This window comes from Eubacteriales bacterium (assembly GCA_041390245.1).
GTDB lineage: Bacteria > Bacillota > Clostridia > Christensenellales > JAWKQI01 > JAWKQI01.
In genome coordinates this window covers 519,291-530,977 of sequence record JAWKQI010000001.1, presented here as the reverse complement: position 1 = coordinate 530,977, position 11,687 = coordinate 519,291, and the positions used below count along the sequence as shown (strand labels likewise).

Below are 11,687 nucleotides of genomic sequence, written 5' to 3'. Positions count from 1 at the left end.
ACATTATTCATTTGCATTTAGTATATTGTAATTTGAAAGCTCAGCAGATTCGGCAAATTTATAAGCGTCGTCAAAGTTTCCGACCAGGCTGCTTTCATGGGCATCACTTGATATAACTAATTTAATGCCCGCTTTAGTAAATGCATCTATATCTTCAATTGATAGCTCGTTATGTGATGAATTTATTTCAACAGCCGTGCCATATTTTTTAAGATAAGGGATTAACATATCATAGTTAAGCCGCATACCGTATCCGGGGTGTACTATTAAGAAAATGTTGTTTTTCTTAATGGCTTCTATATATGCACGAGTGGTTTTATCCACATTTTTTTTATTAAATCGCCGCATCAGGGTGAAGTAGAAAAACGAATCCAGACTGTCACACCAGACTGCTTTATGATATCCGAGCAAAAGTATGTCGAAGCGTTTTGCGGTTTCACTATCAACGTCTATAAACCCGTTAAATGAACGGACGTTTAGCTCAAGTGCGGACAATACCTTTATTTTATCTTTGTATTTTTTTTTGACACGGGCTATTTCATCTAAGTATTCGTTTAGCTTATGCCTCTTAATTCCATAAAATATATGAGACGGGCCGTGGTCGCATATTGCTATTTCGCTTAAATTCTTATCAATTGCGGCTAATACGTTTTCTTCTATGGTGTTTTTACCATGGCTGAATATAGTATGCGTATGATAATCGGCAATTATTTTAAGGTTCGCCAATTATTTTTACCTCCGGTTCCAAATCGACTCCAAATTTATCAAAGACGGTTTTTCTGACATGTTCGATAAGTGCTATAACGTCATATGCAGAGGCTTTTCCCGTATTAATTATAAAACCGGCATGTTTTTCAGAAACCTGTGCACCGCCTATTGAAAAACCTTTAAGCCCCGCGCTTTCTATAAGCGTACCTGCAAAATAGCCCTTAGGGCGTTTAAAAGTACTGCCGGCACTGGGGAAATCAAGTGGCTGTTTTTCATGTCTTTTTTTATTATAGCCTGAAAGTAGCTTTTTTGCGGTGATTATGTCACCAGATTTAAGCTTAAATGATGCATCTATAACTATAAGTTTTTTAGATAGTATACTACTAGTCCTATATCCTAGTTCTAAACTATCTTTATCTAAAGTAACTATGCTACCGGATTCATCAACTGCCCTTACGTTTAAAATGAAATCGGATATTTCACTACCGTAAGCGCCTGCATTCATTACGACGGCTCCGCCAATAGTGCCAGGGATACCTCCAAGAGCCTCCATTCCGCAAAGGCCGTTTTTATGTGCATCCCGGAGCAGTTCCCCTAAAAGAGCTCCGCTGGAGGCTAAGGCTATATCTCCATTAAAACTTATATCGGAAAAATTATCGGAAAGTTTTATAACGGCTCCGCGGATCCCTTTATCAGTTACCAGTAAATTAGAACCTTTTCCGATTATATAATAAGATATGCTACTTTTTTTTAGGTTATTTAAAGTGTTTATCAGTTCTGAGGTATTTTTCGGAAAAATCATATAGTCTGCCGTACCGCCGACACAAAAAGTGGTATGCTTCGACATAGGTACATCTTTTAGAACTTTAACACCAAGTTCACTAAATGATTTTAAAAAAAGTTTATTTGTCATATGTTTTAAAGCCCTCATTTTCAATTAAATTATACTGCATATAATGATCTTTTACAAGTTAGCCAAGCAGCATTATATCTTTTAAAAACTCAAGTGAACTTAGGTTTCCAGAAGAGATTTCTTGGGCATATTTTTGAGCAGTGGAGATATTTTTGGCATATAAAAATGTATTTGGGAAAACACCTTTTTTAAGCATACGTTCGTATATATTAAAAAGGGTTTCGTTTTGGCTAAATATTTCTTCTATATATATAACAGGGCACGTGCCTATTTCACTGAGGCGGGATTGGTTATTTAAAGAAAGCATACTGTTGGCAAATTTTCTGCATGTTTTAAGTTTTAAATTATCATCTGATTTAACGACACCGATATACTGTATCATATCGGTAAAGTCACATGAAGATATTACCGAAAATTCTGATAGGGAGTTTTCGTTTGCAAGCGAACTTAAATAACCCTGAGATGCCAGCATAAAAGCGGCTGAACCCGAAGCAAAGAGAGAATATCCATTTTGAGCTTCGTATAAAAGCTCTTTTCCGGTAGCGCCAGGTAGTTCTGAGGGTTTAGATAAACCGGAATTTTCTATTTCAGCTGTTACGTAAAATGGCAAAGAGCATTGTGGCAACGTTGAAGTTTCTTTTTGGACTACGAAACCATACATGTCTTTTGATTGGCTGCTTTGAGTATCGTTTTTCAAAGACAGGTATTTGGCTATACTAAAGATGTCCTTTAGGCTATATGAAGACAGATAGGAAGGGTCTATATCCGTATCGTAAAACATGTCATTTAAGCAGTAAAGCAGGTAATTGTTAAATGTATACGGCAGTGCGTATGTCTTTGAATCATAGGAAGCGGAAGATGCGATGTTTGAATTAATTTGGGTTTCAAACCCTATTTCCGACAATAAAGATGGGTCTGATAAAAACCCGCACGGGAAAGATATGAGGTCTGGCCTTTCACCGGATAAAATACGGGCAGCCGCTTCATCTTTGGAAAGAGACTCAACTTCTATAAACACGTAAGCGTTATTTTCCTCAAAAGAACTTATGCATTTCTTTAGATATGATAATATACTTGAGCTTTCAGACCTCCAGCCGTTTATATGCCATAAAGTTAAAATTCCTTCAAAGGATGCTTCTTCTTCATTGCCGAGGCTTACGAAATAACTGTAATTTGAAAGGCCTTCTTTCAAAATAGCAGGGCTTATAAATACGAACAAAATGGTTATGATACATAAAAAATAAGTAAAAGGTTTTTTTCTTTTCATAAATACCACCTTTTACTTATTTTATTTGCTGCATTTTGATTTTATACTTTTAATACGTGTTTAATCATCGGTTTTATTATTCATATTACTTATGAGTTTCTTATTTAAGTCGCCTAGTGTTGTATGCCCCATATCCCTGAAACGGAAGTTCATAGCGGCAACTTCTAGTATAACTGCCAAATTACGGCCAGATTTGACGGGTATAGTCATCATTGGTATTGAGACGCCGAGTATAGTAATATATTCCTGCTCTATTCCAAGACGGTCCATACTATTTGAAACGTTAGGCTCCAACGTAACGCACAGATCTATGTTTTTTTCTGCCATGACGGCACCGAGCCCATATAAAGAGCTTACGTCTATTATGCCAACACCACGTATCTCCATTAAATACTGCGTTATTTCAGGAGCCCTGCCTAGAAGTTCATCGTCTGAGATTTTTATTATCTCAACGACGTCGTCCGATACGAGGCGGTGGCCGCGTTTAACCAACTCAAGGGCAGTTTCGCTTTTTCCAACGCCGGAATCACCGGTAATGAGCATACCGACACCGTACACATCCATAAGTTCGCCGTGGCGAGACAAGTACGGAGCCAACAACTTGTCTAGATAAACGGTAGCCTTATGGCTTATCCTTGTAGTAGACAAACTTGAAGATAAAACAGGTGTACCATATTTTTCGGCTAATTCTACCATTTCGTCCAGCGGAAAACGGCCCCTGCTTACAATAACACAGGGAACATCATGGCTGAAATAATAATCCAGGCGTTCTTTCCGAGTGTCTTTATCCATGTATTTTAAAAATGTGGTTTCTGCATTGCCAAACAGCTGGACGCGTTCTCTTCCGAAATATTCAAAGAAGCCGGCAAGCTGGAGGCCGGGGCGGTTCATATCACTTGTAGACACTTCTATTTTAGGCTTTTTGCCTGGACATATTATGGTTAAATCTAAATCACTTGCAAATTGTTCTACAGTTATGTATTTTTTCATTTTAGCTCCTTAAAATACACTTTTTTATATTATACTATTAAATAAGGCATATGCAAATATTAAATAGCAAGAACCCCTGTTTTCAGATGAAAGCAGGGGTTCTTTTTTATATTGGGTAGTTATAAGGGTGGCTGTTTTAAACCTGTAAACATATAGATTTATAATAGCCGCGTTTACAGGAGGTGGCATGAATAAATCCATACCTTTCATTTAACAGGATACTTAATAAAAACAGTATCCCTGGTTGAAAATTTAAAGACGTGCAAACATACCTATTAATTAGGAAATTGCACGCCTTTGTGTTTATTTCATATTATTTTCCTTATATTATCCCGAATAACAACTCTGAGTAAGAAGGATACGGCCAATACTTAGCAGATACGTTTGTTTCAAGTTCATCTGCAACGGCTCTTAACTCTTGCATTGCAGCAAACACTGTATCGCGGTAGTATTTTGCGCTTTCTTTTAAATCCTCATAGTCTTTTGCCTGTATTACAGCGTTTTCAAGGACAGTTGTCTTTTTATCAAGAACTGAAAGCAGCTTAGATAATTTTTCTATCAACGCTGTTTCTACTCCGCAGTCGACAGAAGATGACACCGCCTTAACGTTAACAACAGTTTCTGAAAGGCTCTTTATATATTTGCATACTGCAGGGATTATATCGCGTTTTACCATGTCTATCATAGTCAAGGACTCGATATTTAAAGTCTTGCAGTATCCTTCAAGCATTATTTCACATCTTGAAAGCAATACTTGTTCGGAAAATACTTTATGTTTTGTAAATAATGTAACATTTTTAGGGCTTGCAAAATAAGGAAGAGCTTCTGCAGAAGATTTTAAGTTAGAAAGCCCGCGTTTTTCTGCTTCTTCAATCCATTCTTCTGAATAGTTGTTGCCATTGAATATTATGCGCTTATGATCTTTGATTGTCTTTTTAATAAGGGCGGAAAGTGCGCTGGAGAAATCTGAAGCTTTCTCAAGTTCATCTGCGAATTTATTCAATTCTTCAGCAACTATCGTATTTAAGACGATGTTAGGCCCGGAAATAGACATTGAAGAACCAAGCATACGGAATTCAAACTTATTACCGGTAAAAGCAAACGGGGAAGTACGGTTCCTGTCCGTTGTATCCCTTGGGAAGCTAGGCAATACGTTTACGCCGATTTTAATGGATTCTTTTTCTTTAGAACTATAAGGGTTACCGGTTTCTATTGCTTCAAGTATTTCAGTCAGTTCGTCGCCTAAGAATACGGATACTATTGCCGGAGGTGCTTCGTTAGCACCAAGGCGATGGTCGTTTCCGGCATTTGCAACAGAGAGACGTAACAGATCCTGATACTCATCAACAGCTTTTATAACTGCGCATAAGAATGTCAAGAACTGAGCGTTATCTCTTGGGTTATCACCTGGTTCCAACAGGTTTTTACCTGTGTTAGTAGCCAAAGACCAGTTATTATGTTTACCTGATCCGTTGACGCCGGCAAAAGGTTTTTCATGTAATAAGCATGTTAAACCATGACGCTCTGCTACTTTTTTCATTAATTCCATAGTCAATTGGTTCTGATCGGTTGCCACATTGGAATTTGTGAAAATAGGAGCTAATTCATGCTGTGAAGGTGCAACTTCGTTATGCTCCGTCTTGGCAAGGATTCCTATTTTCCAAAGCTCGCTATTTAAATCTTTCATGTATGAGGCTACTCTAGTTTTAATTGAACCAAAATAGTGGTCTTCCAATTCCTGCCCTTTTGGAGGTTTTGCCCCAAAAAGTGTTTTGCCACAGAGAATTAAGTCTTTCCTCTTTTTATACGTGTCTTGATTGATTAAGAAGTATTCCTGTTCTGCACCAATAGTTGTTATAACAGAAGAAACATCGCTATTGCCAAACAATTTTAATATACGCATGGCCTGATCGCTTAGAACTTCCATAGAACGTAAAAGCGGTGTTTTTTTGTCAAGCGCTTCGCCGCTATACGAACAGAATGCAGTAGGTATGCAAAGTGTTCCGTCTTTAATAAATGCATAGGAAGTCGGATCCCATGCTGTATATCCTCTGGCTTCAAAAGTTGCCCTTAATCCACCGGAAGGGAAACTGGAAGCATCAGGTTCGCCCTTAATAAGCTCTTTGCCTGAAAACTCCATTATTATAGTTCCATTTCCGTTTGAGGAAATAAAACTGTCGTGTTTTTCTGCAGTTACACCGGTCATTGGCTGGAACCAGTGTGTAAAGTGAGTTGCTCCTTTTTCAATTGCCCAATCTTTCATTGCATTTGCAACTACATTTGCGACCCCAAGTGTTAAAGGTTCCCCACAATCAATTGTTTTCTTTAACGATTTGTACGTTTCTTTGGGAAGCCGTTCTCTCATGATAGTGTCATTAAACACCATAGAGCCAAATAATTCGGTTATATTACCCATAGATTCACCCTCCAAACTATAGTTTAAAAATTAAAAAAATGGCACTGCGAGCACTATGCTCACAGCGCCATTGCTGTTTATAGACATTATTTTATACCGGATGCAAATTAATGTCAATATTTTTTTAAAAAAATATCAAGCTACATTTATAGTTAAGTAACTTAAATATTATAATGTAATATACTTAAATTAAGGCTATTATATAATATGTAACAATATTCAAAAAATAACTGAATTTGGGTTTGCAAGTTTTACTTATAAATAATTCAGTTGTTGTTGACAAAGCTAGACATTTGTTATAGAATAAAAGGCACGGACGAGGATGTTTATTGAGAAAAATTATTTTTCATCAAGGGCGTCCTTTTATTTATAGGGGAGGATATAAGGGAGGAACAACGATGCTAAAGGAAGGACAAATCAGGATACCTTCAGGATGCGCGATATCTGGCATTTTTTCAAAGAGCGGGAAGAACATAAACGGCAAGACGATTATTAAGTCTATTTCTACCATGCACGACAGGTCAAACGGCCTCGGCGGCGGTTTCGCTGGGTATGGTATTTATCCGCAATATAAAGATTATTATGCTTTTCATATTTTTTATGACGATGTGAAAGTAAAAGATGCCTGTGAAAAGTTTTTGGAAAGGCATTTTGATATTATACATTTATCAAAAATTCCACTACGCAAGAACCGCAATATAACAAATGAACCGTTAATATGGCGGTATTTTGTGCTGCCAACTCAGACTAAAATAAAAGAAAGCCAGCTTTTAGAAGATGAATTTGTAGTCAGATGTGTTATGAAAATCAACTCTAAAATAGACGGGGCATATGTATTTTCAAGCGGAAAAAACATGGGCGTCTTCAAAGCAGTAGGTTTTCCGGAAGATGTCGGAGATTTTTATTGTTTAGAGGAGTATGAAGGATACAGTTGGACTGCACATGGGCGTTATCCAACCAACACGCCGGGATGGTGGGGAGGAGCCCATCCGTTTGCTATGCTCGGTTATTCGGTAGTACATAATGGAGAAATTTCTTCATACGATGCAAACCGCAGATTTATAGAAATGTTTGGATACAAGTGTACTCTTTTAACAGACACTGAAGTAATTACCTATATAGTAGATTATTTACATAGGAAGAAAAAGCTGACATTTAGTGAGGTCGCTTTAATAATGGCTGCTCCCTTCTGGGCTACTATAGACAAGAAACCGGAAGAAGAGCGCAAGCGCCTTACATATTTAAGGAACGTATTTTCGAGTTTGCTTGTAACCGGGCCGTTTTCGATATTAGTAGGATTCGAAGGCGGAATGATGGCATTAAATGATAGATTAAAACTTAGGTCAATGGTTGTAGGAGAAAAAGACGATATGGTTTATATGGCCAGTGAAGAATGTGCTATCCGCATTATTGAACCTAACTTAGATAAATTCTGGTCACCTAAAGGTGGAGAAGCAGTTATTGTTACGTTGGATGGGGGTGAAACTGTATGCCGATAGATTTCTTATACCCAGAATATGAAGTTAAAAGAGATCAGGACAAATGTATTACATGCAGAGTATGTGAACGTCAGTGTGCAAATGAGGTTCACAGTTATGATGAAGATAGAAATATTATGGTTTCGGATAACGCCAAATGCGTAAATTGCCATAGGTGTGTTTCACTGTGCCCGACAAAAGCGCTTAAGATAGTTAAAACCGACCATACTTTCAAAGAAAATGCAAGCTGGACCGGGGAATCGATAAATGACGTTTATCGCCAAGCAGGAACGGGCGGCGTATTATTGTCTTCAATGGGCAACCCAAAGCCGCTGCCTATTTATTGGGATAAAATGCTGATCAACGCTTCGCAGGTTACCAACCCGTCTATAGACCCGTTGCGTGAGCCGATGGAAACCAAGGTGTTTTTAGGGACTAAGGATATGGAAATAGTCCGCGACGCAAAAGGCAATATCGTGCCTAAAGATACTCCGCAGATAGAATTGTCCGTTCCTATTATGTTTTCTGCTATGTCTTATGGTTCGATAAGCTACAATGCGCACGAGAGTTTAGCGCGCGCAGCACAGGAACTTGGCATAATGTATAACACAGGTGAAGGCGGATTACATGAGGATTTTTATAAATACGGTAAAAATACGATAGTTCAGGTTGCATCCGGGCGTTTCGGAGTTCATAAGGATTATTTAGAAGCGGGCGGGGCAATCGAAATTAAGATAGGCCAAGGTGCAAAGCCTGGAATCGGCGGTCATCTGCCTGGAACTAAAATAGTAGGTGATATTTCAAAGACACGTATGATACCGGAAGGCTCTGACGCTATTTCGCCGGCACCGCATCATGATATTTATTCTATAGAAGATCTAAGGCAGCTCGTTTACTCGCTAAAGGAAGCAACGGCGTATAAAAAGCCGGTTATAGTAAAGATCGCTGCCGTACATAACGTTGCGGCCATTGCCTCTGGTATTGCCAGAAGCGGAGCTGATGTCATTTCAATAGACGGTTTCAGAGGCGGTACAGGTGCTGCCCCGACTAGAATCCGCGATAACGTAGGTATTCCGATAGAAGTAGCTCTAGCAAGTGTAGACCAAAGGCTTCGCGATGAGGGGATCCGCGGGAACGTATCAGTTGTTATAGGCGGAAGCATAAGAAACAGTGCAGATATAGTAAAGGCGATAGCTCTTGGAGCAGACGCGGTTTACATAGCTACAAGTGCGCTTTTGGCTCTTGGATGCCATCTTTGCAGGTCCTGCCACAGCGGCAAATGTAACTGGGGCATAGCAACGCAAAGGCCGGAGTTAGTCCGCCGGTTGAATCCGGATGTTGGATATAAGCGCCTTGTCAATTTGATAACTGCATGGGAACATGAAATCAAAGAGATGTTAGGTGGCATGGGAATCAACTCCATAGAGGCATTAAAGGGTAACCGTTTGATGCTAAGGGGAGTTGGACTTAACTCTAAAGAATTAGAGATTCTCGGAATTAAGCATGCGGGGGAATAAGCGATGAAAAGGATTTATGTAAATGAAAAATGGTGTTTGGCATGTCATCTATGTGAATACTACTGCGCATATGCAGCTACAAACATAAAGGATATGGCAAAAGCCCTGAAAAATATAAAAATCAATCCGCGTATCCATATAGAAGAACGCGGGAATATTAGCTTTGCAGTTTCTTGCAGGCACTGTGAAGAACCTCTTTGCGTTAAAGGCTGCATAAGCGGCGCACTTACAAGAAAAGACGGATTAATTACTATTGACCAAGACAAATGCGTTGGATGCTATACTTGTATTTTATCCTGCCCGTATGGTGCTATCATGCCGTCTGTCAATGGAGCAATGCAAAAGTGCGAACTTTGTACGCAGAGCTTGACTGGAGAACCTGCATGTGTTGCCGGATGTCCAAATAATGCCATTGTATTTGAGGAGAGGTAAAGAATATGAAGTATGTAATTATTGGGAACTCAGCAGCTGCAATCGGTTGTATTGAAGGTATCCGTCAGGTAGACAAAAAAGGTGAGATCACAGTTATTTCAGATGAACCGCATCACACATATTCAAGGCCGCTTATATCTTATTTGCTTCTCGGAAAAACTGACGAGCAAAAAATGAAGTACCGCCCGGATAATTTTTATGAAGAAAACGGCGTAACCCCGATACTTGGAGTACGCGTAACTAAAATAGATAAGGATAAAAAGCAAGTAATCTTGTCAAATGACAAGGTGATACCTTATGACAAATTAATGGTTTCAACAGGGTCAAAACCATTTGTTCCTCCTATGAAAGGGCTGGATACCGTTAAGTATCACACATTTATGTCGTTAAACGATGCAAAAGCACTTGGAAAGGAACTTGGCAAAGACAAGAAAGTATTAATAGTCGGTGCTGGCCTTATTGGATTAAAGTGTGCTGAGGGCATACTTGAAAAAGTAAAAAGTATTACTGTCGTCGATTTAGCGGACCGTATACTGCCCAGCATTTTAGACGTAAAGGGTTCTGAAATCGTAAAGAAGTTTCTTAAGAAAAAGGGAATCAAGTTTTATTTATCGGATAGCGTTGCGGAGTTTACGCCAAACAAAGCAACCCTGGCAAGTGGAAATGTATTAGATTTTGATATATTAGTAATCGCCGTTGGAGTTCGCCCGAATGTAGAACTTATCCAGGAAGCAGGAGGAGACGTATCTCGCGGTATAGTAACTAATTTAGACAGCTCTACCAGCTTAAAAGACATTTATGCGGCAGGAGACTGTACTACTTGTTTTGACTCGGTAACATGCGAGCAGCGTATACTGGCTTTACTGCCAAACGCATATATGCAAGGCGAATGCGCTGGAATAAACATGGCAGGCGGAAGCAATCAATTTGAAAAAGCAATGCCGATGAACGCAATAGGGTTTTTCGGGCTGCATATAATTACCGCTGGTAGCTATGTCGGAGAAGAATGTGTTGAGACCAAGGAAGACGTATACAAAAAATTTGTGACAAAAGATAACCTTTTAAAGGGATATATCTTAATTGGGGATGTAGAACGTGCAGGCATTTATACTTCTTTGATACGTGAAAAAACACCTCTTGATACCATAGACTTTGAGCTTATAAAAGAAAAGCCACAGCTTATGGCGTTTTCAAAGGTTGAGAGAAGTAAAAAGCTTGGAGGAGCAAAGTAATGAAGATAAATGCTAAAGATATGCACTTTAAGACTCTTAACGACATGGTAAGGGATTCTAAAGATAAAGAAATAGTAATAGATAACTGCATAGGGCAGCGTTACATTGGAGCTGGACTTAAAAATAAGAATATAACAATAAACGGTACACCGGGTAATGCTTTGGGAGCATATCTAGACGGTGCAAATATTACGGTTAACGGTAATGCTCAGGATGCAACTGGGGATACTATGAATGATGGTGTTATTTGCGTTCACGGTTATTCCGGTGACGCAACTGGATATGGCATGCGCGGAGGCAAGATACTAGTTAAGGATAACGCAGGGTATCGTGCCGGAATTCATATGAAAGCATACCAGAGCAAGCTGCCTGTATTAGTAATAGGCGGAAAAGCCGGAAGCTTTTTAGGCGAGTATCAGGCCGGAGGGCTAATTATAGTTCTTAATTTAAATTGTGACGATAATGCTCCTACAGGATATTTCTGCGGTACAGGAATGCACGGCGGAAAGATATTTTTGCGCTGCGATGAAATAACGATGGATTTGCCAAAGCAGGTTCTTGTAAATAAAGCTGAAAAAAAGGATTTAGCTGAAATAGAAAAACATATTGAAGATTATTGTGCTGCTTTTGGCGGAAATAAAGAAGAGATATTAAGCAAGAATTTTTATGTACTAACTCCTAACACGAAAAATCCATATAGGCAGTTATATACACATAACTAAAGTTATATAGTA

10 protein-coding genes are annotated in these 11,687 nt (G+C 38.9%); 5 read left to right on the top strand and 5 right to left on the bottom strand.

Features of this window, described 5'->3' with window-relative positions; all coding sequences use genetic code 11:
• Positions 1-3: 3 nt before the first annotated feature.
• The 5 genes from R2876_02710 to R2876_02690 form a co-directional block, all read right to left on the bottom strand.
• Entirely contained in the window at positions 4-726 is a 723-nt protein-coding gene (locus R2876_02710; protein ID MEZ4357527.1) for a PHP domain-containing protein, read from the bottom strand.
• On the bottom strand, positions 713-1,621 hold the full coding sequence (gene murB / locus R2876_02705; protein MEZ4357526.1) for a UDP-N-acetylmuramate dehydrogenase: 909 nt from the start codon (positions 1,619-1,621) through the stop codon (positions 713-715). The genes R2876_02710 and murB overlap by 14 nt, the downstream gene beginning before the upstream one ends.
• A 58-nt stretch (positions 1,622-1,679) precedes the next feature.
• Entirely contained in the window at positions 1,680-2,888 is a 1,209-nt protein-coding gene (locus R2876_02700) for a hypothetical protein (protein ID MEZ4357525.1), read from the bottom strand.
• 60 nt (positions 2,889-2,948) lie between these two features.
• Positions 2,949-3,878, bottom strand: a complete 930-nt coding sequence (hprK, locus tag R2876_02695) for an HPr(Ser) kinase/phosphatase (protein MEZ4357524.1) — start codon at positions 3,876-3,878, stop codon at positions 2,949-2,951.
• Between the two features lie 322 nt (positions 3,879-4,200).
• Positions 4,201-6,294, bottom strand: coding sequence for a glutamine synthetase III (locus R2876_02690; protein ID MEZ4357523.1), 2,094 nt, complete (start codon positions 6,292-6,294; stop codon positions 4,201-4,203).
• A gap of 398 nt (positions 6,295-6,692) precedes the next feature.
• Here R2876_02690 and R2876_02685 point away from each other — a divergent pair, with 398 nt between their 5' ends.
• From R2876_02685 to R2876_02665, 5 genes are read left to right on the top strand one after another with little or no spacing between them, the layout of a single operon-like run.
• Positions 6,693-7,793, top strand: coding sequence for a glutamine amidotransferase family protein (locus R2876_02685; GenBank protein ID MEZ4357522.1), 1,101 nt, complete (start codon positions 6,693-6,695; stop codon positions 7,791-7,793).
• On the top strand, positions 7,784-9,289 hold the full coding sequence (locus R2876_02680; protein MEZ4357521.1) for a glutamate synthase-related protein: 1,506 nt from the start codon (positions 7,784-7,786) through the stop codon (positions 9,287-9,289). The genes R2876_02685 and R2876_02680 overlap by 10 nt, the downstream gene beginning before the upstream one ends.
• 3 nt (positions 9,290-9,292) lie before the next feature.
• Entirely contained in the window at positions 9,293-9,721 is a 429-nt protein-coding gene (locus R2876_02675) for a 4Fe-4S dicluster domain-containing protein (protein MEZ4357520.1), read from the top strand.
• Between the two features lie 5 nt (positions 9,722-9,726).
• A complete protein-coding gene (locus R2876_02670; GenBank protein MEZ4357519.1) occupies positions 9,727-10,953 on the top strand; it encodes an FAD-dependent oxidoreductase in 1,227 nt (408 codons plus the stop codon).
• Positions 10,953-11,675, top strand: a complete 723-nt coding sequence (locus tag R2876_02665; GenBank protein ID MEZ4357518.1) for a glutamate synthase — start codon at positions 10,953-10,955, stop codon at positions 11,673-11,675. The genes R2876_02670 and R2876_02665 overlap by 1 nt, the downstream gene beginning before the upstream one ends.
• Positions 11,676-11,687 lie beyond the last annotated feature (12 nt).

What these genes read in the sequence shown, in the direction of transcription:
- murB (MEZ4357526.1), bottom strand. Translation starts at nt 1,621, where the DNA reads ATGACAAATAAACTTTTTTTAAAATCATTTAGTGAACTTGGTGTTAAA.
- R2876_02700 (MEZ4357525.1), bottom strand. Translation starts at nt 2,888, where the DNA reads ATGAAAAGAAAAAAACCTTTTACTTATTTTTTATGTATCATAACCATT.
- hprK (MEZ4357524.1), bottom strand. Translation starts at nt 3,878, where the DNA reads ATGAAAAAATACATAACTGTAGAACAATTTGCAAGTGATTTAGATTTA.
- R2876_02690 (MEZ4357523.1), bottom strand. Translation starts at nt 6,294, where the DNA reads ATGGGTAATATAACCGAATTATTTGGCTCTATGGTGTTTAATGACACT.
- R2876_02685 (MEZ4357522.1), top strand. Translation starts at nt 6,693, where the DNA reads ATGCTAAAGGAAGGACAAATCAGGATACCTTCAGGATGCGCGATATCT.
- R2876_02680 (MEZ4357521.1), top strand. Translation starts at nt 7,784, where the DNA reads ATGCCGATAGATTTCTTATACCCAGAATATGAAGTTAAAAGAGATCAG.
- R2876_02675 (MEZ4357520.1), top strand. Translation starts at nt 9,293, where the DNA reads ATGAAAAGGATTTATGTAAATGAAAAATGGTGTTTGGCATGTCATCTA.
- R2876_02670 (MEZ4357519.1), top strand. Translation starts at nt 9,727, where the DNA reads ATGAAGTATGTAATTATTGGGAACTCAGCAGCTGCAATCGGTTGTATT.
- R2876_02665 (MEZ4357518.1), top strand. Translation starts at nt 10,953, where the DNA reads ATGAAGATAAATGCTAAAGATATGCACTTTAAGACTCTTAACGACATG.